The following is a 25,535-nucleotide window of genomic DNA, read 5'->3' as shown; positions in this document are numbered from 1 at the left end:
GCGAAAGCGGAAACACCTTCTCGGGAGGTCGGCATGATCTTCGACTACGAGACGCTCAAGCTCATCTGGTGGCTGTTCGTCGCGGTGCTGATCGTCGGCTTCGCGGTGACCGACGGCTTCGACCTGGGGATCGGCACATTGCTCCCCTTCATCGGCAAGGACGACTACGAGCGGCGCGTGGTGGTCAACGCCATCGCCCCCACCTGGGAGGGCAACCAGGTGTGGTTCATCACCGCGGGCGGAGCGCTTTTCGCCGCCTGGCCCCTGGCCTACGCCGCGGCGTTCTCTGGCTTCTACATCGCCCTGCTGCTCGCTCTCTACGCCCTGTTCTTCCGCCCGGTGGGCTTCAAGTACCGCAGCCTGATCCAGGACCTGCGCTGGCGCTACGCCTGGGACTGGGCGCTCTTTGCCGGCGCCGTGGTGCCGGCCTTCATCTTCGGGGTAGCCTTCGGCAACCTGCTCCAGGGGGTGCCGTTCCACTTCGACCGGGATCTGCGGGTGTTCTACACCGGCAGCTTTTTCGCCCAGCTCAACCCTTTCGGCCTGTTCTGCGGCCTCCTGAGCGTGGCCCTGCTGGTGATGCACGGGGCCCATTACCTGCAGATCAAGACCGCGGGTGCGATCTACGAACGAGCGCGCCGCGCCGGCTGGATCGCCGCCGTCCTCATGATGGCCTTGTTCGCGGCGGGCGGATTCTGGATCACCTACGGTGTCGAGGGCTACCGCATCGTGTCCATGCCGCCCCTCGACGCGGTACCCAATCCGACCGCCAAGGTGGTGGAAAAGGCGACCGGCGCGTGGCTGGACAACTACCAGCGTTATCCGTGGACGATGCTGGCCCCCGCCCTCGGCTTCGCCGGCGCGGCGATGGCGATGCTGTTCGCCGCCGTGAACCGCTCCGGAATCGCCTTCGTCGCCTCCAGCGCTTCGGTCACCGGGGTGATCCTGACGGCCGGGCTTTCCATGTTCCCCTTCGTCATGCCTTCCTCGTCGGATCCCAACAGCAGCTTGACCGCCTGGGACGTGACCTCCAGCCACAAGACGCTGGAAATCATGTTCTGGGCCGTGGTGCTGTTCCTGCCCCTCATCGTCGCCTACACGGGCTGGGTATACCGGGTGCTGGGCGGCAAGGTCACGGTGGAAAAGATCAAGTCCGAGGAGCACACGTCCTACTGAGGAGCGATCATGTGGTATTTCGCCTGGATTCTGGGGATCGGCTGCGCGCTGGCCTTCGGCATCATCAACGTCATGTGGCTGGAGGCGGAAGGCTTCGCCGACGAGGCGGCCGAGGGAACCCAGGCCCTCGAAGCCGCCGGTGAGCGGCCATAGGGCGCCGCAGGACGCTGCGGTCAGCTACAAAGGCGCAGAGCACGCAAAAGAAGAGACAGCTCTTTTCTTTTTATGAAGTTTTTTTGTGCCCTTTGCGCCCTTCGCGCTGAAAATTTCTTTTTCTTCTTTCCTCTGTGTCTTGTGGTGAAACTGCCTAGCCGCCCTCGGCCCGGCCGGCGGGCGCATGGGCCGGGGGTGCTTCGGCTCCGCCGCGAGCGGCGGCCACCTGGGCTTCCAGCTCCTCGGTGGTAAGGATCTCGCGCTTGCCGACGATGAAGGTGTACATGGTGGGGATCACGTACAGGGTGAAGAAGGTGCCCACCGACACGCCTCCCACGATGACCCAGCCGATTGCCTGGCGAGACTCCGCGCCAGCGCCGGTGGCGAGCGCGATCGGGACGGCGCCGAACGTGGTGGCCAGGCTGGTCATGAGGATGGGGCGCAGGCGCAGGGACGCGGCCTCGATCACCGCCTCCAGCTTCTCCCGCCCGCGGTCCCGCAACTGGTTGGCGAATTCCACGATCAGGATGCCGTTCTTGGTGATCAGGCCGATCAGCATCACCAGCCCGATCTGGGTATAGACGTTGAGCGTGCCGTAGCGCGGGTTGATCAGCGACTGCACGTACATGGCGAGCACCGCCCCGGTGATGGCCAGCGGCACGGTGAGCATGATCACGAAGGGGCTCCTGAAGCTTTCGAACTGGGCCGCCAGCACCAGGTAGATGAAAGCCAGCGCCAGCACGAACACGAAGTAGAGCTGCCTTCCGGACTCCCGGAACTCCCGGGACTGGCCGTCCAGATCCGTGGTGAAGCGATTGCCCAGCTCCTCGGCCGCCGCCTGGTCCAGAAAGTCGAGGGCTTGGCCCAGGGTGTAGCCGGGCGCAAGCCGCGCCGAAAGGGTGGCGGCACGGAAGCGGTTGAAGTGGTTGAGCTCCCGCGGCGCCACCCCTTCCTTGACCGTCACCAGGTTGGAGAGCTGGATCAGTTGGCCGTTACGGTTGCGCACGTAGATCTGGGTGAGGTCGGAGGGCTCGACCCGGTCTTTGTCCTCCAGCTTGACCACCACATCGTACTGCTCGCCCTGGCGCTTGAAGCGGGTAACGTCGCGGCCGCCGAGGAGCGTCTCCAGGGTGCGCCCGATGGTTTCGATCTCCACCCCCACCGCCGCCGCCTTGTCCCGGTCGATCTCCACGGCCAGTTGGGGCTTGCTGAGCTTCAAGTCCGTGTCCACGTTGATCAAGCCCGGGAATTGCTGGGCGCGCTCCATCATCCGCTCCGCCGCCCGCTCCAGCTCTTCCCAGGAGGTGCCCTGGATCACGTACTGCACCGGCGCGCTGCGGAAGCTCTGGCCGAGGGACGGCGGATTGATGGGAAACGCCAGCACCCCGGGCAGCTCCTTCATCAAACGGGGGGTCAGCTCGTCGGTGATGTCCAACTGGTTGCGCCGCCGTGCGCTCCAGTCGTGGAGGTTCACGAAGGCGAGGGCATTGTTCACCGGGTTGGGCTTCTCCAGCCCCGGCGCCACCACGGTGAAGAAGGAACGGATCTCCGGGATCTCCTTGAGGATGCGCTCCAGATCCCGGGTATAGCGGTCCGTGTACTCCAGCGTCGCCCCTTCCGGCGCAGTCAGCACCACGATGAAGATGCCCCGGTCCTCCAGCGGCGCCAGCTCCGAGCGCAACTGCATGAACAGGGCCGCGCCGATGCCGGAGACCCCGAGGAAGACGGCCACCACCAGCCCCCGGTGCCGCAGGCTCCTCTCCAGGGAGGAGCGGTAGGCCCGGGCGAGCCAGTGGAAGAACCCCTCCAGGGCGTTGTACAGCCGGCCGTGCCGCGCCTGGTGGCGCAGGAGCTTGGAGCACATCATGGGGGTCAGGGTGAGCGCCACGAATCCGGACACCAGCACCGCCGCCGCCACCGTGAGGGCGAACTCGGTGAACAGGCGCCCGGTGTTGCCCGTGGCGAAGGCGAGCGGCGCGAACACCGCCGCCAAGGTGATGGTCATGGCCACCACCGCAAAGGCGATCTCCCTCGCCCCCTGGAACGCGGCGGCGAGCCGGTTCATCCCTTCCTCGATGTGGCGGTGGATGTTCTCCAGCACCACGATGGCGTCGTCCACTACCAGGCCCACCGCCAGCACGATGCCGAGCAGCGTCAGCACGTTGATGGAAAAGCCCAGCGCCCAGATGACGAAGAACGCGCCGATCAGGGACACGGGGATGGTCACGAACGGGATCAGGGTCGCCCGCAGGCTCCTCAGGAAGAAGAAGATGACCAGCACCACCAGCACCAGCGCCTCGGCGAGAACCCTGTACACCGCGTCGATGGAGGCCTCCACGAACACCGAGCGGTCGAAGGACACGTTGAGCCGCATCCCGTCGGGAAGCGTCTGCTGCAGGCGCGGGATCATGGCCTTCACCCCGTTGGCCACGTCCAGCAGGTTGGCGGTGGACTGCTTGACGATGCCCAGCCCCACCGCCTCCCGGCCATCGACCCGCACGATGTTGCGGTCGTCGTAGGCCCCCAGCTCCGCCCGTCCCACGTCCTTGAGCCGCACCGGGTAATTGTTGACCTCCCGGATGATCAGGTTGTTGAACTGTGCGGGGGTCTGCAGGTCGGTGGCGGAGAGCACCGTGAATTCCCGGTTGCGGCTCTCGATGCGCCCGGCGGGGACCTCCACGTTCTGCCGCCGCAGGGCGTCTTCCACGTCCTGCACGGTGACGCCGTAGGCGGCGAGCCGTTCCCGGTCGAGCCAGATGCGCATGGCGTAGCGCCGCTCGCCGCCGATGATCACGCTGGCGACGCCGGGGATGGTCTTCAACGCGTCGGCCACGTAGCGGTCGGCGTAATCGGTGATCTCCAGGGGATTGTGGCGGTCGCTGGAGAGCCGCAGCCACATGATGGCCTGGGCGTCCGCCTCCACCTTGGCCACCACCGGGTCGTCGGCGGCCTCGGGCAGGAGACTCCGGCTGCGGGCCACCCGGTCGCGCACGTCGTTGGCCGCCGCGTCCACATCCCGCTCGGTCACGAACTCGATGGTGATCGAGCTCACTTCCTCCCGGGAGACGGACTTCAAGGTCTTGATGCCCTCGATGCCCGAGAGGGCGTCCTCCAGGGGATTGGTGATCTGGCTCTCCACCACCTCGGCGCTCGCCCCCTTGTACACGGTGCGCACCGACACCACCGGGGCGTCGATGTTGGGATACTCGCGCACCGTCAGCCGCAGGAACGAAATCGCGCCGAGGAGCACGATGACGAGGCTCATCACCGTGGCGAGCACCGGGCGGCGGACCGATATTTCGGGAAGAAACATGGGACGCTATCGTGAAATATCCGGGCAGGCCTACCTGCTGCCGAGCTTCGCGGCCGTCGCCGACGCCGACCCGAGGAGGGCGACCGGAGCCCCGTCCCGGATGCGCTGGTGACCGTCGGTCACCACCAGCTCGCCCGAGGCGAGCCCGCTCAAGATCTCTACCTGCCCTGGTTGGCGCAAGCCCAGGGTCACCCGGGCGAGCACGGCGCGGCCCTCCACCACCTTGAAGACGAAGAAGTCCTGGCCCCGGGGCACGATGGCCTCTTCGGGGACCACCAGAGTGTTCTCCCGCGTTCCGAGGGTGAGGCTCACCCGGGCAAACATGCCTGGCTTGAGCCTCACACCCGGGTTAGGAATTAGGGCACGCAGCAGTACGGTGCGGGTCTGCTCGTCCACCGCCGGCTCGATGGCGTAGATCCGCCCCTTGAACTGCTCGTTCGGATAGGCGTCCACGGCGACCGCCACCTCCTGGCCGACCCTCAGGCGGCTCAGGAACACCTCCGGAACGCGGAAATCGAGCTTGAGGGTGCCGATGCCCTCCAGGCGGGCGATGTCCTGCCCCTTGTTCACGTAGGCACCGGGGCTCACCTGCCGCAAGCCCACGACACCATCGAAGGGGGCGCGGATCACCATCTTGTCCAGGCGCGCCTTGATCTCGGCCTGGCGAGCCAGGGACTGGTTCAGGTTTTCCCGCGCCTCGTCCAGGGCCTGGGCGCTGATGAAGTTCTTTTCCCTGAGCTCTTGGGCCCGCTTGAAGCGGTTGCGGTTAAGGGTGACCTCGGCTTCCACCGCCGCGAGCTGGGCCTCGATTTCGGACGCATCCAGGGACACCAGCCTGGCGCCCCGCTTCACGGACTGGCCTTCGCTGAAGTGGATCTCGCTGATCCGGCCGTCCACCTCCGGCCGGATGATCACCGACTCGTTGGCGAGAAGGGTGCCCACGGCGCCCACCTCCTCCCGCAAGGTGGCGCGCTTGACTTCCACCGCCCTCACCGTCACCGGCGTGGGGCTTTGATCGCCCGAAGAGGCGGGTTTCGCCGCCACGGAAGGGGGGTGGGAATTGCGCCACCATAGGCCCGCGCCCCCCAGCACCCCCAGGGCGAGAACTGCGATCAGCGCTGTCTTTGCTGCCTGCTTCAAGGAAAATTGAGAAAAAGTTTCTAAAAATATCTTAGTCTAACGTTGCACCGGCGGTGCTGCCAGCGAAATAATTCCGGGAAATCATTCAGAGCCCCTGAATCATGCGTTTGACCCTCGAGGCGCTCCACGTCCTGGACGCCATCGACCGCAAGGGCAGCTTCGCGGCCGCCGCCGGAGAGCTCCACCGGGTGCCCTCCGCCATCACCTACACCGTGCAGAAGCTGGAAGAGGACCTGGGCGTCAGACTGTTCGACCGGAGCGGCCACCGGGCCGTTCTCACCGAGGCGGGGAGGGAACTGCTCGAGGAAGGCCGCCGGATTCTGCGGGCCGCCGACGCCCTGGAAGCCCGGGTCAAGCGGGTCGCCACCGGCTGGGAGGCGGAGCTGCGCATCGCCTACGACGACATCCTGCCGGTGGATCCCGTCCTGGCGCTGATCGGCGAGTTCTACCGGGCCGAGTGCGGCTCCCGCATCCGGCTCCAGGCCGAAGTGCTGGGGGGCTGCTGGGACGCCCTGCTCACCGACCGGGCCGACCTGGCGATCGGCGCCCCCGGCGAAGGTCCCCCGGGGGGCGGCTACACCGTCCGTCCCCTGGGCCGGGTGGAGTTCGTCTTCGCCGTGGCCCCGGGCCATCCCCTCGCCTCGGCGGAGGAACCCCTTTCGAGCGAGCAGATCCTACAGCACCGGTCGGTGGCCGCCGCGGACAGCTCCCGCCAGTTGCCCGCGCGCACCACCGGCCTGCTCTCGGGCCAGGACGTGCTCACCGTCCACAACCTGGGCACCAAGGCCCGTGCCCAGGCGCTGAACCTGGGCGTGGGCTACCTGCCCCGGCACGTGGCGGAGCCCTACCTGGCCGACGGGCGGCTGATCGCGAAGCGGACCGGGGAAGAGAAGGCGCCGGCGCCCTTGTTCCTCGCCTGGCGCACGGCCCACCGGGGCAAGGCGCTCGCCTGGTTCGTCGAGCGGATCACCGGGGACGCCTCGTTCCGGGGGCGGCTGAAGCTTCTGCCTTAATCCTGGTCCGCGGCCTGCTCCCGCTCGATCTCCCGGCGCACCTGGTCCATGTCCAGGGCCTTGGCCTGTTCGATCACGCTCTCCAGGGCGGAGGCCGGCAGGGCCCCCGGCTGGGCGTAGAGGATCACCTGCTCGCGGAACACCATCAGGGTGGGGATCGAGCGGATGCCGAAGTGGGCCGCCAGGGCCTGCTCCTCGTCCGTGTTCACCTTGCCGAAGACGATGCCCGGATGCCTCTCCGCGGTCGCCTCGAATACGGGGGCGAAGCCCCGGCAGGGACCGCACCAGGGCGCCCAGAAGTCGATCACCACGAAGTCGTTCTGGGTGACGACTTCCTCGAAGTTGTCCTTGGTCAGCTCCACGACGGCCATCGCGATCCCCCTGGGAGGTGAAAATAAAAGTCCTGTTGTGACCATCGGGAAAACCGGGAGTTCACGGGACTGCCACGACGATCTTGCCGAAATGCCCGCCGCTTTGCTGGTAGCGGTAGGCTTCGGCGGCCTGCTCGAACGGGAACACCCGGTCGATCACGGGCGTCAAGCGCCTTTCGGCGATGAACCGGTTCATGGCGTCGAAATGGGCCCGGGACCCCACGTAGATGCCGTTCATGCGGGCGTTCTTCGCCACCAGGGGAAAGAGGCTGCCCGTGGGCGCGCCGAAGCCCGTCAGCACCCCGATCAGGGCCACGTGGCCACCGGCGGCCAGGCTCGCCAGGGACTTTTCCAGGGTGCCGGGGCCGCCCACTTCCACCACGTGGTCCACGCCCCGCTTATCGGTCAGGCGCCACACTTCCTTGTCCCAGTCCGCTACAGCCTTGTAATTGACGGTCTGCCACGCGCCGAGTCCCCGGGCGCGCTCCAGCTTGGCGTCGCTCGACGAGGTCACGATCACCCGCGCGCCCAGGGCGACGGCGAACTGCAGCGCGAAGACGGATACGCCCCCCGTGCCGAGGGCGAGCACCGTCTCGCCCGCCTCGAGCCCGCCCCGTACCACTAGGGCCTGCCAGGCGGTCACCGCCGCGCACGGCAAGCAGGCCGCTTCCTCGAAGGATAGATGCTCGGGGAACCGGACCAGCCCCTGCTCGGAAAGCGCTACGTATTCGGCCAGCATCCCCGGCGCGTCCCCGCCCAGGGCGGAAGCGTGGTAGCGCATCTCGAAGGGGCCGTCGATCCAGTCCTGGAAGAAACAGCCCGCCACCCGGTCCCCGGGCTCGAAGCGGGTGACGCCTTCCCCCACCGCCTCCACTTCCCCCGCGCCGTCGGAAAGGGGCACGAGCCCCTGGGTCTTGTCGCCGAAGCGGCCTCCCGCCACGATCAGGTCCCGGTAATTGAGGGAGCAGGCGCGCACCCTCACCAGGACCTGCCCCGGACCGGGGACGGATTTCGCCTGCTCGGTGATGACCGGAACGTAGGCTTCGCCCTGCTTCTGGAGCTGATACTGTCTCATGGCATTCCTCGATCGCTTGAGAACCCTCTTGCTTCCGTGGCGCGCTGAAGCGCCCATGCGCCCTGCTCGGCTCCGAGACGGATTTGAATCAAATCATCCGTATGTCGATCCCAACGAGGGATTTCGCCCGTTTGGCCAGCTTGCCGTCGAAGGTGGCGAAACGCAGCGTAGCCACGGCGCTCGATGACAAATGCAGCGCATCGGCAAAATCAAGTCCCGCCTCGTACCTCTTGAGCGCCTCGGTCACCTCGACGCTGTCCTCGGCCGAAACATTGGGCAAACCGAGGAGGTCCTCCATGGCCTTAAGGATCGCCTGGCGATCGTACTTGTAGCCTCCCCGCAACACCCACTCCAACTCCAGGAGAACCGTCTTCGGGATAAAGATTCCCCCGCGCTTCATCAACTTGAGCGCTCGGGCGGCTTGAGCCGGGTCGTCGTTCGTCAGGAAACGGGCAAGGACGTTGGTATCGACGGCGATCATTTGCGCTTCTTCGCCTCTTTGAGTATGGCCCGCTCCATGTCTTCGATGGAGAGAGCCGGTCCCTTGCGCTGGAGGCAGCCGAAGACCTCTTCATGGCGCTTGGGCTCGAATGGCTTCAAGGGCTTGAGCAGCACACCCTCCGCCACCGCCTCCACGGCAAAGCGCATCCCTGGCTTCCAGTTATAGGCGTCCCGCACCGGCTTAGGCAGGATCACCTGCCCCTTCGACGAAAGCTTGGTCGTTTCCATCCCGTTTCTCGGCGTCACCTTAGTAAGATTTAAGTAAGACATGATACGCGCGTCCAAGGGCTCGAGCAACGCCTATGGAACCTCAATGCAGCTTCACCCGCGGCTCGATGCGTCTGAGGATAAGCCGCGCCAGGGTATCGAAAAAAGTCTTCACGAATCCATGCAGTGCATAGAGGTGCATGGTGTACAGGGAACGGTACATCAGGCGCGCAAACATGCCTTCCACCCAGAGGGCGCCTCCCACCAAGGCGCCCATGAGGCTGCCCACGGTGCTGTATTCTCCCAGGGAGACGAGGGAACCGAAGTCCCGGTAGCGGAAAGGGAGCGCAGGCTTTCCCTGGAGCCGCCGCTCCAGGGTCTTGGCGAGCACCGAGGCTTGCTGGTGGGCGGCCTGGGCCCGGGGCGGAACGCAGCCTTCGTGTCCCGGCCAGGGACAGCAGGCGCAATCGCCCAGGGCGAAGACGTCCGGGTCCCGGGTGGTTTCCAGCGTCTGCCGCACCACGAGCTGGTTGAGCCGATTCACTTCCAGCCCGTCCAGGCGGGCCAGGACTTCGGGCGCCTTAATGCCGGCGGCCCACACCGTGAGCTCGGCGGGCACGAAGGCGCCGCTCGCGGTGCGCACGCCCTTCGGCGTCACCTCCGTCACCCGCTCGCCGGTGAGCACCCGCACGCCCAGGTCGCCCAGCAGCTTTTCCGCCGATTTCGCCAGCCGCTCAGGAAGGGCCGGCAGGATGCGAGGAGCCGCCTCGATCAGGGCGAGGCGAATGTCCCGCTCCGGGTCGATGCGCTCGAAGCCATAGGCCACCAGCTCCCGGGTGCTGTTGTGCAGCTCCGCCGCCAGCTCCACCCCGGTGGCGCCCGCGCCCACGATGGCCACGTGAAGCTGCTCCTCGGAAAGGGGCTCCCGCTGGAAATTGGCCCGCAGGCAGGCCCGGATGAGCCGCCGACGGAACAGTTCGGCGTCCCGGGCGTCGTCCAGGCTGATGGCGTACTCCGCGGCCCCCGGCGTGCCGAAGTCGTTGGTGTGGCTGCCGATGGCGATCACCAGCAAATCGTAGCCGAGGGCGCGGGCGGGGATGAGCTCGGCCCCGTCGTCGTCCACTACGGGGGCCAGCTTCACCTCCTTCGCCCGGCGGTCTAAGCCGGCGAGCTCCCCCAACTGGAAGCGGAAATGGTGCCAGCGGGCCTGGGCCAGGTACTCCAGGGCGTGATCGTCCAGGTCCATGGTGCCTGCCGCCACCTCATGCAGCAGGGGCTTCCACAGATGGGTGGTGGACTTGTCCACCAACACCACCTCGGCACGCCGGTGCCGTCCCAGGCGGTCTCCCAGGCGGGTGGCCAGCTCCAGGCCGCCAGCGCCTCCGCCCACGATCACGATGCGGGGCGGACGCGTCATGCCGGCGGCTCCCGTTCCAGGGCGGTGAAAAAAGCCGCCGCCTTGTCCAGGGTTTCCTGGTACTCCGAGCGCCAGTCGGAATCGGCCACGATGCCGCCGCCCGCCCAGAAGCGGGCCCGGCCGCCGGAAATCACCAGGGTGCGGATGGCGATGTTCGTGTCCATCGCCCCGTCGAAGCCGATGTAGCCGATGGAGCCGCAATAGATGCCGCGCCGGTGGGGCTCCAGCTCCTCGATGATCTCCATCGCCCGCAGCTTGGGGGCGCCGGTGATGGAGCCGCCCGGGAAGCAGCCGCGCAGGAGATCGAGGGCGTCCTTGCCCGGCGCGAGGGTCCCGGTGACCGTGCTCACCAGGTGGTGCACCGTGGCGAAGCTCTCCACCTCGCACAGCTTGGGCACCCGCACCGAGCCGATGGCGCAGCTCTTGCCGAGGTCGTTGCGCAGTAGGTCCACGATCATCACGTTCTCGGCCCGATCCTTGGGGCTCGCCCGCAGCGCCTCCCGCAGGGCCGCGTCCTCGCCGGGCTCGGGGGAGCGGGGCCGGGTCCCCTTGACGGGCTTGGTCTGCACCCGCCGTCCCCGCACCTCCAGGAACTGCTCGGGGGAGCAGGACAGCACCTGGCCCCAGGGGGTGGCGAGGTAGGCCGAGAAGGGCGCCGGGTTGACGGCCCGCAGCCGCCAGTACAGGAGCCAGGGGTCCCCGTCCACGGCGACGCTGAAGCGCTGGGCCAGGTTCACTTGGTAGCAGTCTCCGGCGCGGATGTAGTCCAGGATGCGCTGAACGGCCTCGGCATAGCGGCGGCGGGTGAAATTGGAGGCGACCGGACCGAGCACTCGGAAGGGCTCCCGGGCCCGGGGCGGCTCCGGACGGAAACAGTGGGCGAGGAGCGACTCCCACCGGTCCCGGGTCCTCTCGTCCCGCCCCGCGGAGACGAGCCACGCCCGGCTCTCCCGGTGATCCACCACGATCGCCCAGTCATAGATTCCCACCGCCATGTCAGGAAACCCCTCCTCGTCCCGGGCGATGGCGGGCAGGGTCTCGATGCGCCGGCCCAGGTCGTAGGCGAAATAGCCCAGGGCACCGCCGGCGAAGGGCAACGAGGGCGCCCGGGCGGGCGGCCCTTCCTGCCCTTTGCCGCAAGAGGCGAGGAGCCGCCGCATCAGAACAAAGGGGTCGTCCCGGGAAACCTCCCGGCCGCTGTCCCGGACGATCTCGGTCTCCGGCCCCCGGGTAATGAGCAAGGCGACGGGCTCGGCAACTACGATGTCATAGCGCCCGGCGCCGGCGCTATCCAGAAACGCGGACCAGGGCCGGTCCGCGAAGGGCTCGAACAGGACCGCAGCGTCCGGGCGATAGGGGATCTCGGCGAGGGTAGGGGCCGTTTTCGCGAGGGAAGAAAACATCAGGCAGCACGATCGAAAGGGCTCCCATGATACCACCCGCCGGTCCTGCCCTTGGGCCATAATGGCCGCCACCGGTTCTTCCTCCAGGCGCGATCGATGGCATGGCGGCAAAGTGCGGGGTTGTGGACCCTAAACGGCTTCACCGGCCTGCGGCTCGACCGGGACGCCCGCTCGCGCCGAGACGAGGCGGAGCTCGCCCGCCTGCTCGGCCGGTCCGACACCCGCATCCTGCCGGTGTGGCGCGGCCTGCACTGGATGGCGGAAGGCGCGCCGCGGCCGCTCACGCTTTCGGCCTCAGAGGTCGGGGCCTTGCTCGGGGCCGCCGATTCCCTGGTGTATCTGGGGCGGGCGGAGGGCGCTCCCGTATTTGCCGCAGGCTTGGAGGACGAAGGGCCGGCGGCCCGGCTTACCCAGCAGGGAAACTGGCGTGAGCTGCGCCAGGTGGCCTCGGCCCTCCCCGCGGACCAGGCGGCGCTCCTCGCCTACGCCCGGGCCCTGGTCCTGTGGCACCAAGCGAGCCGCTTCTGCGGGCGCTGCGGGCGGCCCACGGTGAGCGCCGAAGGCGGCCACGTGCGCCGCTGCACCGGCTGCGGCCAGGCGCTTTTCCCCCGCACCGATCCGGCGGTCATCGGCCTGGTCCACGGCCCGCGGCGCTGCCTCCTCGGCCGCCACGGGGCCTGGGCCCAGGGCATGTACTCCACCCTCGCCGGGTTCGTCGAACCGGGCGAGGCGCTGGAGCAGGCCTTCGCCCGGGAGGTGGAGGAAGAGACCGGCGTGCAGGTGCTGGAATGCCGCTACCACAGCTCCCAGCCCTGGCCGTTTCCGGGCTCCCTCATGGTGGGTTTCCTCGCCCGGGCGCAAGAGGCGCCCCTCGCCGTGGATCCGGAGGAGCTGGAGGACGCCCGCTGGTTCTCCCGGGACGAGCTGGCGGCGGGCTTGAGGGCTGGCGCGCTCCGGCTTCCGCCGCCCGTTTCCATCGCCTTTCGCCTGATCGAGGACTGGTTCGATCAGGAGGCGACTACTCCCTTGAGCGCCATCGTTTCCAATCAGGAGGCCAAGCCATGACCGCCTACATCATCGTCGACGTGGAGGTGATCGATGCTGAGGGTTACGCCGAGTACGCGAAACGGGTTCCGGAGACGCTCGAACCCTTCGGCGGAAGATTTCTCGTGCGCGGCGGCCGTCGCGAGACGCTGGAGAGCGGCTGGCAGCCGAAGCGAGTCGTGATGCTGGCGTTTCCGTCCATGGAGAAAGCGAAAGCCTGGCGGGCTTCCGAGATCTACGCGGAGCCGAAGGCCCTGCGCCAGCGCACGGCCAGCGCTCGTATGATCGCCGTGCAGGGGGTGGCATGAGGGTGAGCTCACCCGCCAGGTTGCCCCTCCCCCGGGAGCGGTGCTAGCATCCCGGCGCGCCGTCGGCTCGCTTCCATGCTCCCGCGTTTCCTACGACCCGCGCGCCGGCTGTTCCCCGGCCTGGCCGCCCTCGCCCTTGCCTCCCTGATCGGGTCGCCCCTAGCCCATGGGCCCTGGACGCAACCCGTCATCTGGGCCGGGACCGACGTCTGCACGTCCGGGGATCGGGGAGGCGCGCCGCAAAAACCGGCCTCCCTGCCCCATTCCCAGTGCCTGGTGTGCCTCGCCTTTCATCAGGCGTGTTGTGACCCGCCCCTTGCCCCTTCCGCCCTCCGGCCGCTTGCCGCGGCCGACCTCCGGGCAATCCCGTCCGATGCGGATGCACCCGCAGAAACCCGCCGCGGCCTGGTGCCTCCTTCCCAGGGGCCGCCAGCGTTTTCCTGACCGGCTTTCCCGAGACGGGTTCGTGATCATTCCGTGAACTCTCCCGCGGCCGCCGCCCGCGCCGCGGCCAGGATGCGATGTTCCAGGCGTCACGGCCTGACCGAAGACAAGCGCGCCTTGACCACCGATAGAAGGCTCTACCGGATCGCGCTTCTCTAACGTACTCGACAAGAAGGAGAAACCCATGAAGATTTTTCTCAAGCTGGTCCTGTTCGGGACAAGCCTGATGGGGGCCCTGACCCTCGCCCAAGGCTCAAGCGTGGCGGTGGAAAAAGCCTGGTCCCGAGCGACCGCCGAAGGCGCCTCCACGGGCGCCGTGTATCTCGTCCTGAAAAACGATGGCCCCGCCGACCGGCTGGTGGCCGCCAGCGCCCCGGTCGCCGAACGGGTCGAGCTCCACATCATGTCCATGGAGGGCGGCGTGATGAGGATGCGGGAGCTTCCCGCCATCGAGGTGCCGGCCCAAGGGACGGTGGAGTTCAAGCCGGGCGGCCTCCACCTCATGCTGGTCGGGCTCAAGCAGCCCCTCAAGGAAGGAGACCGCTACACCCTCACCCTGAAGTTCGAAAAGGCGGGCACCGTCCAGGCCCCGGTCACCGTCGCTCCCCTGGGCGCGACGGGCCATCCGGACACCCACCACAAGGGTCATTGAGGATGTCGGCGGCGCCGAGCGGCCCGGACAAGGCCCCTCGGCACCCACCTGATCGTCAACCTGGCTGAACAGCGGCGACGGACGGAACCGGATTGATGAGTCGGCACCACCCCATGGCCGGCCCGCGGAAAGTGAGGAAAATCGCCCCTCTCCGTTCAACGGACGGACGTCGCCGCCGCCACGGCGGTCTGCGGTTGCAAGCCGAACATGCGGATGGTTTTCTCGATGAAGGGCTTATACTGGTCTGGCGCGTTCCGGTACCAGTTGGCGAGATACTGCTCGAAAGAGCCGGTCGCGTCCTCTTCCTCCAGGTTGAGATAACCGATGGCGCCCCAGTACTCGGGATTCTCTTCGAACAAAGGCAGCAGGATATTGGCTACCAGCTCGTTCTTTTCCCTCAAATAAGGATCCCGGCGCAGCCGGAGCTGGTGCTCCCGGTACCAGGCGGCTAGGGTCACGCCGGCAGGCAACCGGCGATGGGCCTCTTCCAGGAAATGCTCGGCGTAGCGTTCGAACGCCGGGGCGTATTCCTTCCAGTGGAGGTAAGGCGGCGCTTCTTCGGAGAGCTGCCAGGACTCGGCCAGCCGCCGCAGGGTGAACAGGGACGCCGCCTCGCACACGGCTTCGTCGAACCACTGATTGTGAGCCGCCGTCTTGTCCCCGTGCCGGTCGTAGTTCGACAGGATGTGGGCGAATTCGTGGGCGAACTGGTAGGCGTACTGGGACCAGCGCCGGTCCTTGGCGCTCAGATGCACGATGTACTCGCCGTGGGGCCCTTTTTCGTATTGCGTCAGCGGATTGCCCGCCGCGGGCACCACGAGGATGGGCTTGAGGCTACGCTTCGGGAAATAAGCCCAGAGCTCCTGGGCCACCGAATAAAGCAGCTTTTCGATGTCCCGGGGATCCGCGTTGCCCCAATCCCCCTTCACCACGTGAATGGCGAGCCGCCGGGTCTTTGCGGCGGGGTGGCTCTTCGATTCGACTTTTTTCCCGGGATAGATCTTGGCGTAAGGACCCGTGGCATGGGCCGGCAAGGTCATGAGCAGGACGAGCCCGATGTAGGCGAGAACAAAAGGCAATCGCATCGGGGTCCTCCTCTCCGGCAAGCTAACCCCGAGACACGGAAATCGAAATTATTTTAATCTGGAAGCGTCCGCCCAGGTAGCCGTTTGCAGGCACCGGTTTGCGCTGCAGACTTGGCTCGTCGAAGCCGTCGTCGCCATTCCCCGGGCTCGCCGATCAGGCGATTGAAGCCCGCTGAGCGGTCTGATCGACGTCGTGGTCGACTGGTTCGGAGCGAGCAATTACGCCAAGGGGGCTTGATTAGCAAAGATGCCGAAAATGGACACGGGGATGGATTCAACGCGTCCGCGATCGACGCCTGACCCGGGTCCATCGGCGGCATGTCAGTCCGCCGCGGGAAATGGCCCAAGCCCGCAGCCACTTGGTGGGAGGCACCATGAGCCGCAAATACGTCGATTGTCGCGAATACCCCAGCGAGATGAACTGCACGCTCGCGTTGTGCGCAGACACCGAGGAGGAGCTTCTGGAGGCTGCCGTGCGGCATGCAGTCGCCGTTCACCACCACCAGACCTCTCCCGAGTTCCGCCAACAACTGCGGCAACTGTTCAAGAACGGGACGCCACCCGAATAACTCGCCCCTGAACCGTGCGCCGGAGCGAGGCGAGGAGCGGCGCACGGTTCGTTTTCCGCCGCAGCGAGAGGAGGAGGAACCGCATTCCCGTGCGGCGCTCCTGGGCGGGCAGCGAGGCTCAAGATCCCGCCATCACGGCGAAAAGGAGGCTTACGCTGCGTCCGGGCGCAAAACCGTGCCGACGCCCGGGGCCGTCCCCTGCCGCTTCCACCCTTCGGAAACGGGCACCGTCCGATGGGAAATCAACGCCGTGTTGATCGCGCGAACTACCCCGCTGATCAGCTCCTTGTCCTGGAACTCGACGAAGGCGCGCACGAAATCCGCCACCGACAGTACGGCTAACGAGGCCGCCACCACCAGAAACATCGCCGAGAACGCGCCCGCCATAAGCCGTTTCGACGCTTCCGCCGTCTTCACCCTGCGTCTCCCAGTTACTTACGTAAAAAAAGAAGCCCGCCCCCGAAAAAAGGGGGGACTGCGGAACGCCCTCGGCGAGGGAACGCCCTGGGAAAGCGCCCCCCAGGGCGGTCTCTTTCGACCGGTGTGCAGCTCTAGTCTTTGTTTTTACCCCTCACCGCCCAGTCAGTAGGCCCTCTTGCCGCCGCCGGCCGCCCCCGAGCCGCCCGGCTGGGCGACGAATTCGTCCATGGACAGCTTGCCGTCCCGGTTGCGGTCGAGGCCGTCGAAATCCAGCCTCGTGTCCGCAGGCACGGCCGCCGCCTCCAGCTTGGATATGTGGCCGTCTCCGTCCACGTCCAGCTTCTTGAACAACTCGGCTTGAGGACCTCCTCCCGGCGGAGTCTTCTGCGCCGGTCTGTCTTGGGCCCAGCCAGTGGACGCTACAAGTAGGAATGCAACCATCAACGCTGAGACTTTCATCACGCTCTCCTTGGCTCATGAGGGATTCGAAAAGCCGACCGGATCGGCCTCGCCCATTCCCGCGCAAGAGGTATGCCATCGGCTTCGCTCGTGACGTTTTTTCTTGGGCGCCAATGGGTTAGTCATGCGGCGGGGACAAGCGCCGCCCCCCCACAGGCAGGCCGGGCCTGTTGCGCCCAGGCGACGCTTTGTCGGAATCCGATTTCATCTCCAGGATTTGCGGCGGGATCGGCTGTCGCCCGGGAACGACGCCCGGGCTTCGTCCCGGGCAGCGGGAACGTCTTATACTCGCCGGCAGGAACAAAAGTCATGGGCGAACCTCATTGAACGAGACGATCTACCGCGGCCGCTTCGCTCCCTCTCCCACGGGAGAACTCCATTTCGGCTCCCTGGTGGCGGCGGTGGGCAGTTACCTGGAGGCGAAAACCCGGGGCGGCCAATGGTTGCTGCGCCTGGAGGACCTGGACCGGCCGCGGGTGGCGCCGAAGGCGGCGGAAGCGATCCTGCGCACGCTAGAAGCCTGCGGCTTCGAATGGGACGGGGAAGTGACCTACCAGGCGCGCCGGGAAAGCGCCTACCACGCGGCGCTTCATGCCCTGCGGGCAGGCGGCGTTCTCTACCCTTGCGCCTGCTCCCGCCGGGAGGTTGCGGACTCGGGGCTCTCCGGCGTGGAAGGGCCGGTTTACCCCGGCACCTGCCGTGGGGGTACTGTCCGCCGCCCCCGGTCCCTGCGGGTGCGCACCGGCTCGGAACCCGTGGGATTCCAGGACGCCGTTCAAGGCTGGGTGCAGCAACGCCTGGCTTTGGAGGTGGGCGACTTCGTGGTCTACCGGTCCGACCGGATCTACGCCTACCAACTGGCCGTGGTGGTGGACGACGCCCTGCAGGGCATCACCCACGTGGTGCGCGGCGCCGACCTGCTCGCCTCGACCCCCCGACAGATCTACCTGCAGCGGCTGTTGGGGTTGCCCACGCCCCGCTACGCCCACCTGCCGGTCGCGGTGAACGAGGCGGGGGAAAAGCTCTCCAAGCAGACCCGCGCCCGGCCCATCGAGCCGGCGCGGGCCGCGGCCCATTTAACGGCGGCCCTGGCCTTCCTGGGCCAGCGCCCGCCGTCGGCGCTGGCACGGGCGGACGTGGCGACCGTATGGCAATGGGCCCGCAACCATTGGCGCTTGGAGCGGGTGCCGCGAAAGCCGGCGGCACTCGCCTACATGGGGACCGGCTCCCCGTTGTGAAACACCTTGAGCTCTCCCGCCTGGAGAGGCGTCCAGATCTCGTTGTCGGTGAGGGGCTGGGTGGCGATGACCGAGACCCGGTCGTCGGGGCCGGCTAGGGCGCTGAAGTCCACGGTCAGATCCTCGTCCACCAGGTGGGCCTGGCCGAAAGGGGCCTTGCGCACGATGTAGGACAGATGGTCCGAGCAGTGGGCGAAGAGGTAGTCACCGTTGGAAAGGAGGAAGTTGAACACCCCGAACACGGACAATTCCCGGGCGGCGTCCCACAGGGCCTCGTAAAGGGCGGACAACTCCGGCTGGCCCTTGGGGAACAGCCGCCGCAGGTTTTCCAGCATCCAGCAGAAGGCCAGCTCCGAGTCGGTCTGGCCCACCGGGCGGTAGCGGCCCTCCAGCGTGGGCTCGAAGTCCTTGAGGGTGCCGTTGTGGGCGAACACCCAGTAGCGCCCCCACAGCTCCCGCTGGAAAGGATGGGTGTTCACCAGCGCCACCGGACCACGGGTGGCCCGGCGGATGTGGGCGATCACGTTGAGGGAGTGGATCGGATACTTGCGTACGAAATCGGCGATGGGCGACTCGATGGTGGCGCGAGAGTCGATGAACAGGCGCACCCCCGGCCCTTCGAAAAAGGCCACCCCCCAGCCGTCCCGGTGGTGGTCGGTGCGCCCGCCCCGATGATGGAAGCCCTCGAACGAGAAACAGATATCCGTGGGGACATTGGCGTTCATCCCCAGTAATTGGCACATGGACGATTCCTTAAACGCCGCCCATCGCCCGCTCGGATGGGAGTGGCCGTAACGGCAAGTTTATAATCCTAGCCATGTCCAATAAAACGTTTACCCTGGACGACCGGCTGTACGACTACCTGCTGGCCGTCTCCCTGCGGGAGCCGCCCATCCTCGCGGAGCTGCGCCGGGAGACTCGGGCGGATCCCCTGGCGCGCATGCAGATCGCCCCCGAGCAGGGCCAGTTCATGGCCTTGCTCGCCCGGCTCATGGAGGCGAAGCGCTACCTGGAAATCGGCGTCTACACCGGCTACAGCAGCCTATGGGTTGCCCTGGCGCTTCCCGAAGACGGTCGTGTGGTCGCCTGCGATACGAGCGAAGAGTGGACCCGCGTCGCCCGCCGCTACTGGGAACGGGCCGGCGTCGCCCACAAGGTCGAGCTGCGGCTCGCTCCGGCCCTCGCCACCCTTGACGCCCTGATCGCCGCCGGCGAGACGGAGTGCTTCGATCTTGCCTTCATCGACGCCGACAAGGAAAACTACTGGGGCTATTTCGAGCGCTGCCTGGCGCTGGTGCGGCCCGGCGGGTTGATCGCCGTCGACAACACCCTCTGGAGCGGCAAGGTGGCCGATCCCGACAACCATGAGCCCACCACGGAGGCGGTGCGTGCCTTCAACCGGCGGCTCTCGGGAGAGCGTCGGGTGGAGCTCGCCCTGGTGCCCATCGGGGACGGGCTCACCTTGGCGCTCAAGCAGTAAAAAGCCCTCTTCCGGCAACCCCCGCCGGCCGCAAAAAAATATCATATTGATTCCTATACATTTCGTTCCCAGGCCGGCGCCCTGCTGCCCTATCCCAGCCTAAGCCGCTGATTGTTGGCTGTTTCAAATTTTGATTTAGCAATGGGGTCTTTTGGACGAAGCCCCGGCTACGCCAGGAAATCCTGCTAAGCAAACTTGATGCCACGTACTAAGTTATTCTAAATACGGCGGTTTCATGAAGTTCCCCGCATGGACAAAAAATTCTCCGCGTCGGATGAGGGAGGGGGCTGGTAAAATGTACTCGTCGTTCGACCGGTAACACGTGTCCCCCGTCCGGGGGGCCGCCGGGAGGACCCCCTGACTTTCCGGAGTAGTTCATGACCACGATCGCTGTCGTCAAGAAGAACGGCTATGCCGCCATCGCCGCCGACACCTTGACCACGTTCGGGAGCACTCGGCTCCCGGCGCACTACGACGCCTCCCACGACAAGATCCTTAAGTACGGGGATTCGTACATCGGCATCTGCGGCAGCGCGGCGCACCATCTGGTCCTGGAAAGCGTGTTTCGCGGGACTCCGAACTTGAAGCTGCACAGCAAAAGCGAGATTTTCGAGTCGTTCCGGCGCATCCATCCGATCCTCAAGGAGGAGCACTTCCTCAACCCGAACGAGGACGAGGACGACCCCTACGAATCGAGCCAGATCACCGCGCTGATCGCTAATCCCTCGGGCATCTACGCCGTGTACTCGATGCGGGAGGTGTTCGAATACCACAAGTTCTGGGCCATCGGATCGGGCAACGAATACGCGCTGGGGGCCATGCATCAAGCCTATAACCGCTTCGACAATCCGGCCGATATCGCCCGGGTGGGGGTAGAGGCGGGGGCGGAGTTCGACAAGAGCTCGGCCCTGCCGCTCACCCTCTACACGGTCAAGCTCAAAAACGAAGCCGACAACCAGTGGAGGCTGTTCCAGCACCCGGCCCTGGAAACCCTGAAGACGGCTTGACCGACCGGTTCACCGGCACCTGGCGAATAGCCTCCCCCAGCCTCAACCTCCCTGGGGGCGCGTGCCGACCCACTCGCGGGAACGAGACCCCCATATCGTTCCCGCTTTTTCTTGCTTGAGTTCCTGGGATGCCCGGCCTCGGAACCGGCCATACGCCCAGCGGCCCCTCCTCCGTGGTGGTGGTCCACGGCCTGTACATGAACGGCTGGCTGCTGAAACCCCTGGCCCGCCGCATCGAGCGCTGCGGCTTCCGGGCCCACCCTTTCACCTACCACGACCTGCGCTGGCCTCTCAAGCGCAACGCCGAGTTGCTCGCGCGCTTCGCGGAAACCCTGCCCGGGCTCCTGCACTTCGTCGCCCACAGCCTGGGAGGGCTGGTGGTGCTTAAGGCCTTGGAGCACTTGCCACCAGGACGCCCTGGGCGCCTCGTCTTCCTGGGCACCCCCTATCAAGGGAGCCGGGTGGCCGAGCAGCTCGCGAGCTTCCCCCTCACCCGCTGGCTGCTGGGCCGCTCGGTGCGGGAAGGCCTGCTCACGGCGCGCCCCCGCTGGAGCGGCGCGGGGGAGCTGGGCGTCATCGCCGGCGACCGGCCCCTGGGGCTGGGCATGATTTTCGGCCGCCCTCCCCGGCCCCACGACGGCACCGTGGGCGTGGAAGAGACCCGGATCCCCGGAGCCGCGGACACTCTGGTGCTGCCTGTGACCCACACCGAGATGCTGTTTTCCGCCGAGGTGGCGCACCAGGTGTGCGCCTTCCTGCGGCAAGGCCGCTTCGCCCGGCCCGTTGTGGCGGGTGCCCCGGCGGCGTAGGATAGGCTCACAACCTCTAACAAGTGGACCGCGCGGGGAGAAGAGGGCGGGCGAGGTTTTCGACCGATGAAGGAGGCCTGCCATGTGCTACGAAGACTGGTACGAATGGAAGATGGCCCGGGAACGGGAAGCGCTTAAAAAAGCGCGGGAAGAAATGCAGCGCTTGAAGGAGCAAGCCCAGGCGTCCGGCAAGCGGGCGCCCAGGCAAGAAACCGAGGAAACCAAGCCCGAAACCGCCACTGCCTGAGGGCAGCGCCGGTTCGGACCGGGACAAGCCCCGCCGTTTCGGCGGGGTTTTTTATTCCGGGAAGAGCGCCGCTCCGTTCCGGTGGGCGATGCGCTCCGCCACCTCCGAAGGAAGTTGCTGGAGCCACTGGCGCGCCGCCTCGGCCATCGCCGGGACCTGGGGCCAGCGAGCGGGAGAATAAGTGTCGGTGCCGTACATGAACCGGTCCGGATGCCGGAGGAACAGGGCCCGCCATCGGGGATCCAGGGTGCCGCCCGGCGCCACATCGCTGCGGATGGACAGTTCCACCCAGAGGGAGCGGTAGCGGTTCAGCAAGCGCCCGACCGTGTCGGGATCCGCCGTCATCCCCGCATGGGCCCACAACACCTTGGCGCCCGGATCTAGCTCGAACAGGATCTCCACCGCCCGGTCGTCGGCGTGGGCATGAAGAAAGAGTCCCTCGCGTCCCGCCAGCCGCACCACTTCCCGGACCACCTCCGAGCGGGCTTCTTCCCCATGGAGATGGAATTCGCCGATGCCCCGGTAGATGCCGCGGCGCAGCCGTTCCTCAAGATAAGGGACGACCGATGCGTCCCGGTGCCAGGTGGCCACGTCCGCCGGGCTGCGGTAGGGCCGGAGCACCGGAATGACCCGCTTGGGCGCCGCCTCGTAGAGGCGCACCGTGCCTTCGTCGGGGGTGCTGGAAACCAGGGCCCGGGTAATGCCGGCCTGGTCCAGAATCTCCAGGGCCATGTTCGGGGGATAGAGCTCCCAGACGTCGCGGCTGTAGTGGATGTGGGCGTCGAACAGGGGCAGGCGTTGGGCGGCGGCCTGCCCGGCGACGAAAAGCAGCGCCACGCAGAAAAAGCGGCCGAACCTCATGCGAGCGATTGCTCCAGATCGTCGATGAGATCTTGCTGGGCTTCGATGCCTACCGACAGGCGCAACAGGTGGTCGTCGATGCCGACTTCCCGCCGGTATTCGGGCGGCATGGCCGCGTGGCTCATGGTGGGCGGATGGCCGATCAGGGATTCCACACCTCCCAGCGATTCCGCCAGGGCGAAGACGCGGGCGCGCTTGAGCACCTTCCGGGCCTCGGCCGGCCCTCCCCGCACCGTGAAGGACACCATGCCGCCGAACCCGCGCTGCTGGCGCTTCGCCAAGGCATGGCCGGGATGGGTTTCCAGGCCCGGATAGTGGACCTGCTCCACCTTGGGATGCCGCGCCAGGAATTCCGCCACGGCGCGGGCGTTCTCCTCGTGGGCGGCCATGCGCAGATGCAGGGTCTTCATCCCCCGCAGCACCAGCCAGGCGTCGAAGGGCGCCTGCACCGCGCCCCCCGTCTTGGCGGCGAACTGGATCGCCCGGTTGAGCTCTTCGGTGCGGGCGACCACCGCTCCCCCCACCACGTCGGCGTGGCCGTTGAGATACTTGGTGGTGGAATGCACCACCAGGTCCACCCCGAAGTCCATGGGCCGCTGCAGCAGGGGCGAGAGGAAGGTGTTGTCGGCGATCACCAGGAGGCCCCGGGCGTGGGCGAAAGCCGTGAGCTCCGCCAGGTCCGTGATCCGCAGCAGGGGATTGGACGGCGTCTCCACCCAGATCGCCCGGGTGGCGGGCTTGAGCGCCTGCTCCCGGGCGGCGGGGTCGCCCAAGTCCAGGAAGGTAACCTCCAGCTTTCCCTGGCGCTCAAGGTGTTGCAGCAGCCGATAGGTGCCGCCGTAGCAGTCCTGTGTACACAGAAGATGGGCGCCAGCCTCGAACACCGCCAGGGCGATGGAGATGGCCCCCATCCCGCTCGCCGCCGCCACGGCGCCCGCACCCCCCTCCAGCTCCGCCAGCAGCGCCTCCAGGGCGTGGCGGGTGGGGTTGCCGAGCCGGGTGTACTCGAAGCCGCTCGTCGCGCCCACGTCCTCGAAGCGGAACGTGGACGTCTGGTAGATGGGTAGGGTGACGCTGCGGTACGCCCGGTCGATTTCCTGGCCGGCGTGTACCAGGCGGGTGACAGGATCCATGGCGTTTTCCTCGAACGGCATTCTACCTGGGGCGTCACGGCGCGTTCTTCCAGCGGAAGCCCAGAGCGTTCACGCCCCGGCGCAGGGCCTCGATGGCCTGGGCGACCTCCTCCGCGGGGCCCCGCACCCCCAGCTCCACCCGCCGTCCCTCGGCGGTGAAGCCGGGGAGGCTATAGACCTTGACCCGGGGATATTCCGCGCCCACTTCGCGCATCAGATCGATGAGCTGGCTTTCCGGCGCTTCATAGACCAGCAACGACGCATCCGCCTGCGGCTCGGGGTGGAACAGGTGCCGGTACTGGGTGTCCAGCACCCATTCCATCATGGGCCAGGCCATTTCCGGGAATCCGGGGAGGAAATAGTGGTGGCCCAGGCTGAACCCGGGAATCCGGTTGTAGGGGTTCGGTACGATCTCGGCGCCGGCCGGGAAGTCGGCCATGAGCACCCGCTTCGGGTACGCCTCTTCGCCAAACTTCTCCAGGAGGATGGCCAGGGCCTCCGGATGCCGGACCAGGGGTCGTCCTGCGGCGGCGGCCGCGCACTGGCGGGTGAGATCGTCGGGGGTGGCGCCGATGCCACCGAAGCTGAACACGATGTCCCCCGTGGCGAAGGAGACTTTCAGGGCATGGGTGAGGCGCGCCGGGTCATCCCCCACGTAATGGCACCAGGCCAGGGCCAGACCTCGGGCCGCCAGAATCTGGATCGCCTTGGCCATGTGCTTATCCTGGCGTTTGCCCCGGAGGATTTCGTCCCCGACGATCAGGGCGCCGATACCGGGCGTGGCGTTTGGCATAGCCGTGCCGATGTTTTTTGCGTTGCAATAGGAAATCTTCTGTATACCTTATTAGCGAGCACTTACTTATATTTTCTCATTGATTTAAAAATAATCCTCGTTGGTAAAGGCGAATCTCCTGGATTGGACGTTTTGCTGCAATGCAGTATAATAGGAATGTAAACGTCTTTATCGTCTCGGAGGATTTCATCATGATCACCGCAGTGTTCGGCATCGGGCAACTCCTCGCCCTGGTGGCGGTCGTCTACGGTGCCCTGCTCACCCTGAAAAACCGCCCCCAATTCTGGGCGGGGGTGGCCCGTGCTTTGTATCGGATCGAGGTTTTCTTCGAAACCTTCGACGAAGCGGTGCGGCTCGCGGAGCTGGCCCGCCGGGACCCCTGCCGGGCGGCCCAGGTCGGCCGGGAGCGGCTCCTCAAGTCCGCCAAAACCGCGGGCACCCCGGCCCGAGCGGAGCGCCCCACCCCCCGCAAGTCGCCTGGCGCCCGGTTCAGTGGAGCCGCCTGACCTAAAGGCTTTCGAAACGGATTAAGGGTTTCGATGGCGCTCGCGCGCCTCGTGCAGCATGTGCAGAGTGATCTTGCGCACTTCCGCTTTGCTGGTCTCGATATGGGAGCGCAGCAGCAAGCATGCGTGATCCACTTTGCGTTGCAGAACCGCCCGCAAGATCTTGGCGTGCTCCTGGTAAGTGAGAGCGATTCGCTCCGCGCGGGTGAAGTCGAGCCGGCGGATGATGCGGATGCGTTCCGTGATTTCCAGATGCATGCGGGCGAGCTCCTTGTTTCCCGTCGCCCGCACCAATCCCTGGTGGAACGCCTCATCGAGCCGGGCGACTTCCCTTTCGTCCTCCAGCCGCTCCGTCTGCGGCACCAGCCAGACTTCCTTGAGAGCCGAAAGATCGGGCATCTGACCGGCGGCGCATAGACGGCGTACCGCCGCCTCCTCCAGAATCACCCGTACGTCATACAAATCCTCGAACTGCTTGAAATCGAACGGCCGCACGCTCCAGCCGTTGCGGGCGCTCACCTGCAAATAGCCCTCCCGCTCCAGGCGAAACAGGGCCTCACGCACCGGCGTGCGGGATACGCCGAGCTGCTCCGCGACCTGAGTTTCGGTGAAGCGCTCGCCGGGCAAGAGGCGGAAATCAAAAATGCTCCCCTTGATCTGGGCGTAGACCAGTTCGGGGAGGCTGACGCCGGGCGCTTTTTCCATTGGGCT

The 25,535-nt window shown here is 66.6% G+C and carries 29 protein-coding genes; 13 read left to right on the top strand and 16 right to left on the bottom strand.

What is annotated here, in order from left to right:
- The first annotated feature begins 33 nt into the window (after window positions 1-33).
- Both cydB and cydX read left to right on the top strand, forming a co-directional pair.
- On the top strand, window positions 34-1,176 hold the full coding sequence (cydB, locus tag ACUVYZ_RS11365) for a cytochrome d ubiquinol oxidase subunit II (protein WP_439934567.1): 1,143 nt from the start codon (window positions 34-36) through the stop codon (window positions 1,174-1,176).
- Window positions 1,177-1,185: 9 nt separating this feature from the next.
- Window positions 1,186-1,329, top strand: a complete 144-nt coding sequence (gene cydX, locus ACUVYZ_RS11360; RefSeq protein ID WP_439934566.1) for a cytochrome bd-I oxidase subunit CydX — start codon at window positions 1,186-1,188, stop codon at window positions 1,327-1,329.
- A 154-nt stretch (window positions 1,330-1,483) separates the two neighbouring features.
- Here the strand turns inward: cydX and ACUVYZ_RS11355 are convergent, their stop codons facing one another.
- A complete protein-coding gene (locus tag ACUVYZ_RS11355) occupies window positions 1,484-4,642 on the bottom strand; it encodes an efflux RND transporter permease subunit (protein WP_439934565.1) in 3,159 nt (1,052 codons plus the stop codon).
- A gap of 30 nt (window positions 4,643-4,672) precedes the next feature.
- Entirely contained in the window at window positions 4,673-5,782 is a 1,110-nt protein-coding gene (locus ACUVYZ_RS11350) for an efflux RND transporter periplasmic adaptor subunit (RefSeq protein WP_439934564.1), read from the bottom strand.
- Between the two features lie 101 nt (window positions 5,783-5,883).
- On the opposite strand from ACUVYZ_RS11350, the gene ACUVYZ_RS11345 reads away from it, so the two are divergent.
- Window positions 5,884-6,795, top strand: a complete 912-nt coding sequence (locus ACUVYZ_RS11345; RefSeq protein ID WP_439934563.1) for a LysR family transcriptional regulator — start codon at window positions 5,884-5,886, stop codon at window positions 6,793-6,795.
- Here ACUVYZ_RS11345 and trxA read toward each other — a convergent pair.
- The 6 genes from trxA to pabB form a co-directional block, all read right to left on the bottom strand.
- The gene (gene trxA, locus ACUVYZ_RS11340) at window positions 6,792-7,166 is read right to left on the bottom strand and encodes a thioredoxin (protein WP_439934562.1); all 375 of its coding nucleotides are present in this window, start codon (window positions 7,164-7,166) and stop codon (window positions 6,792-6,794) included. The two genes, ACUVYZ_RS11345 and trxA, sit on opposite strands and share 4 nt — an antisense overlap.
- A gap of 61 nt (window positions 7,167-7,227) precedes the next feature.
- On the bottom strand, window positions 7,228-8,241 hold the full coding sequence (locus ACUVYZ_RS11335; RefSeq protein WP_439934561.1) for a zinc-dependent alcohol dehydrogenase family protein: 1,014 nt from the start codon (window positions 8,239-8,241) through the stop codon (window positions 7,228-7,230).
- 88 nt (window positions 8,242-8,329) lie between these two features.
- Window positions 8,330-8,722, bottom strand: a complete 393-nt coding sequence (locus ACUVYZ_RS11330; RefSeq protein ID WP_439934560.1) for a type II toxin-antitoxin system VapC family toxin — start codon at window positions 8,720-8,722, stop codon at window positions 8,330-8,332.
- A complete protein-coding gene (locus ACUVYZ_RS11325; RefSeq protein WP_439934559.1) occupies window positions 8,719-8,970 on the bottom strand; it encodes an AbrB/MazE/SpoVT family DNA-binding domain-containing protein in 252 nt (83 codons plus the stop codon). The genes ACUVYZ_RS11330 and ACUVYZ_RS11325 overlap by 4 nt, the downstream gene beginning before the upstream one ends.
- An 82-nt stretch (window positions 8,971-9,052) precedes the next feature.
- Window positions 9,053-10,366, bottom strand: coding sequence for an NAD(P)/FAD-dependent oxidoreductase (locus ACUVYZ_RS11320; protein WP_439934558.1), 1,314 nt, complete (start codon window positions 10,364-10,366; stop codon window positions 9,053-9,055).
- Entirely contained in the window at window positions 10,363-11,769 is a 1,407-nt protein-coding gene (pabB, locus tag ACUVYZ_RS11315; protein ID WP_439934595.1) for an aminodeoxychorismate synthase component I, read from the bottom strand. Before pabB ends, ACUVYZ_RS11320 begins: the two co-directional genes overlap by 4 nt.
- A gap of 96 nt (window positions 11,770-11,865) precedes the next feature.
- Here pabB and nudC point away from each other — a divergent pair, with 96 nt between their 5' ends.
- From nudC to ACUVYZ_RS11300, 3 genes are all read left to right on the top strand, one after another.
- Complete coding sequence (gene nudC / locus ACUVYZ_RS11310) at window positions 11,866-12,834, top strand: NAD(+) diphosphatase (protein ID WP_439934557.1); 969 nt, start codon at window positions 11,866-11,868, stop codon at window positions 12,832-12,834.
- Window positions 12,831-13,121 (top strand): DUF1330 domain-containing protein, encoded by a 291-nt coding sequence (locus ACUVYZ_RS11305; protein WP_439934556.1) that lies wholly within the window; start codon window positions 12,831-12,833, stop codon window positions 13,119-13,121. The genes nudC and ACUVYZ_RS11305 overlap by 4 nt, the downstream gene beginning before the upstream one ends.
- A gap of 628 nt (window positions 13,122-13,749) precedes the next feature.
- Window positions 13,750-14,217 carry a copper chaperone PCu(A)C gene (locus tag ACUVYZ_RS11300; protein WP_439934555.1) on the top strand — a complete coding sequence of 156 codons (468 nt, stop codon included), beginning with the start codon at window positions 13,750-13,752 and terminating at the stop codon, window positions 14,215-14,217.
- 155 nt (window positions 14,218-14,372) lie between these two features.
- On the opposite strand, the gene ACUVYZ_RS11295 is transcribed toward ACUVYZ_RS11300, so the two are convergent.
- Window positions 14,373-15,302 (bottom strand): hypothetical protein, encoded by a 930-nt coding sequence (locus ACUVYZ_RS11295; RefSeq protein WP_439934554.1) that lies wholly within the window; start codon window positions 15,300-15,302, stop codon window positions 14,373-14,375.
- Window positions 15,303-15,676: 374 nt separating this feature from the next.
- Between ACUVYZ_RS11295 and ACUVYZ_RS11290 the strand changes: the two genes are divergently transcribed.
- On the top strand, window positions 15,677-15,871 hold the full coding sequence (locus ACUVYZ_RS11290; protein WP_439934553.1) for a DUF1059 domain-containing protein: 195 nt from the start codon (window positions 15,677-15,679) through the stop codon (window positions 15,869-15,871).
- A gap of 150 nt (window positions 15,872-16,021) precedes the next feature.
- Here ACUVYZ_RS11290 and ACUVYZ_RS11285 read toward each other — a convergent pair whose 3' ends face one another.
- Both ACUVYZ_RS11285 and ACUVYZ_RS11280 read right to left on the bottom strand, forming a co-directional pair.
- Complete coding sequence (locus tag ACUVYZ_RS11285; RefSeq protein WP_439934552.1) at window positions 16,022-16,288, bottom strand: hypothetical protein; 267 nt, start codon at window positions 16,286-16,288, stop codon at window positions 16,022-16,024.
- A 165-nt stretch (window positions 16,289-16,453) separates the two neighbouring features.
- Window positions 16,454-16,732 carry an EF-hand domain-containing protein gene (locus ACUVYZ_RS11280; protein WP_439934594.1) on the bottom strand — a complete coding sequence of 93 codons (279 nt, stop codon included), beginning with the start codon at window positions 16,730-16,732 and terminating at the stop codon, window positions 16,454-16,456.
- A gap of 341 nt (window positions 16,733-17,073) precedes the next feature.
- On the opposite strand from ACUVYZ_RS11280, the gene gluQRS reads away from it, so the two are divergent.
- Complete coding sequence (gene gluQRS / locus ACUVYZ_RS11275; protein WP_439934551.1) at window positions 17,074-17,988, top strand: tRNA glutamyl-Q(34) synthetase GluQRS; 915 nt, start codon at window positions 17,074-17,076, stop codon at window positions 17,986-17,988.
- Here gluQRS and ACUVYZ_RS11270 read toward each other — a convergent pair.
- A complete protein-coding gene (locus ACUVYZ_RS11270) occupies window positions 17,961-18,731 on the bottom strand; it encodes a class II glutamine amidotransferase (RefSeq protein WP_439934550.1) in 771 nt (256 codons plus the stop codon). The genes gluQRS and ACUVYZ_RS11270 overlap by 28 nt on opposite strands.
- Before the next feature lie 74 nt (window positions 18,732-18,805).
- Between ACUVYZ_RS11270 and ACUVYZ_RS11265 the strand changes: the two genes are divergently transcribed.
- From ACUVYZ_RS11265 to ACUVYZ_RS11250, 4 genes are all read left to right on the top strand, one after another.
- Window positions 18,806-19,468, top strand: a complete 663-nt coding sequence (locus ACUVYZ_RS11265; RefSeq protein ID WP_439934549.1) for a class I SAM-dependent methyltransferase — start codon at window positions 18,806-18,808, stop codon at window positions 19,466-19,468.
- Window positions 19,469-19,845: 377 nt separating this feature from the next.
- Entirely contained in the window at window positions 19,846-20,475 is a 630-nt protein-coding gene (locus tag ACUVYZ_RS11260; RefSeq protein WP_439934548.1) for an MFS transporter, read from the top strand.
- A 128-nt stretch (window positions 20,476-20,603) separates the two neighbouring features.
- Window positions 20,604-21,284, top strand: coding sequence for an esterase/lipase family protein (locus ACUVYZ_RS11255; protein WP_439934547.1), 681 nt, complete (start codon window positions 20,604-20,606; stop codon window positions 21,282-21,284).
- An 82-nt stretch (window positions 21,285-21,366) separates the two neighbouring features.
- Window positions 21,367-21,531 carry a hypothetical protein gene (locus tag ACUVYZ_RS11250; protein ID WP_439934546.1) on the top strand — a complete coding sequence of 55 codons (165 nt, stop codon included), beginning with the start codon at window positions 21,367-21,369 and terminating at the stop codon, window positions 21,529-21,531.
- 51 nt (window positions 21,532-21,582) lie between these two features.
- Here ACUVYZ_RS11250 and ACUVYZ_RS11245 read toward each other — a convergent pair whose 3' ends face one another.
- The 3 genes from ACUVYZ_RS11245 to ACUVYZ_RS11235 are packed head-to-tail and all read right to left on the bottom strand — an operon-like array spanning window position 21,583 to window position 24,318.
- Entirely contained in the window at window positions 21,583-22,392 is an 810-nt protein-coding gene (locus ACUVYZ_RS11245) for an amidohydrolase family protein (RefSeq protein WP_439934545.1), read from the bottom strand.
- Window positions 22,389-23,525, bottom strand: coding sequence for a trans-sulfuration enzyme family protein (locus tag ACUVYZ_RS11240; protein ID WP_439934544.1), 1,137 nt, complete (start codon window positions 23,523-23,525; stop codon window positions 22,389-22,391). Before ACUVYZ_RS11240 ends, ACUVYZ_RS11245 begins: the two co-directional genes overlap by 4 nt.
- Before the next feature lie 34 nt (window positions 23,526-23,559).
- Entirely contained in the window at window positions 23,560-24,318 is a 759-nt protein-coding gene (locus ACUVYZ_RS11235; RefSeq protein WP_439934543.1) for a competence/damage-inducible protein A, read from the bottom strand.
- A gap of 191 nt (window positions 24,319-24,509) precedes the next feature.
- Here ACUVYZ_RS11235 and ACUVYZ_RS11230 point away from each other — a divergent pair, with 191 nt between their 5' ends.
- The gene (locus ACUVYZ_RS11230) at window positions 24,510-24,824 is read left to right on the top strand and encodes a hypothetical protein (protein WP_439934542.1); all 315 of its coding nucleotides are present in this window, start codon (window positions 24,510-24,512) and stop codon (window positions 24,822-24,824) included.
- 21 nt (window positions 24,825-24,845) lie between these two features.
- Here ACUVYZ_RS11230 and ACUVYZ_RS11225 read toward each other — a convergent pair whose 3' ends face one another.
- On the bottom strand, window positions 24,846-25,529 hold the full coding sequence (locus ACUVYZ_RS11225; protein ID WP_439934541.1) for a GntR family transcriptional regulator: 684 nt from the start codon (window positions 25,527-25,529) through the stop codon (window positions 24,846-24,848).
- Window positions 25,530-25,535: the final 6 nt, after the last annotated feature.

The sequence above is a fragment of the Pelomicrobium sp. P1 genome, assembly GCF_052805615.1.
Note: the sequence above shows the minus strand (reverse complement) of the source record. Positions and strands in the feature narration are given on the sequence as shown.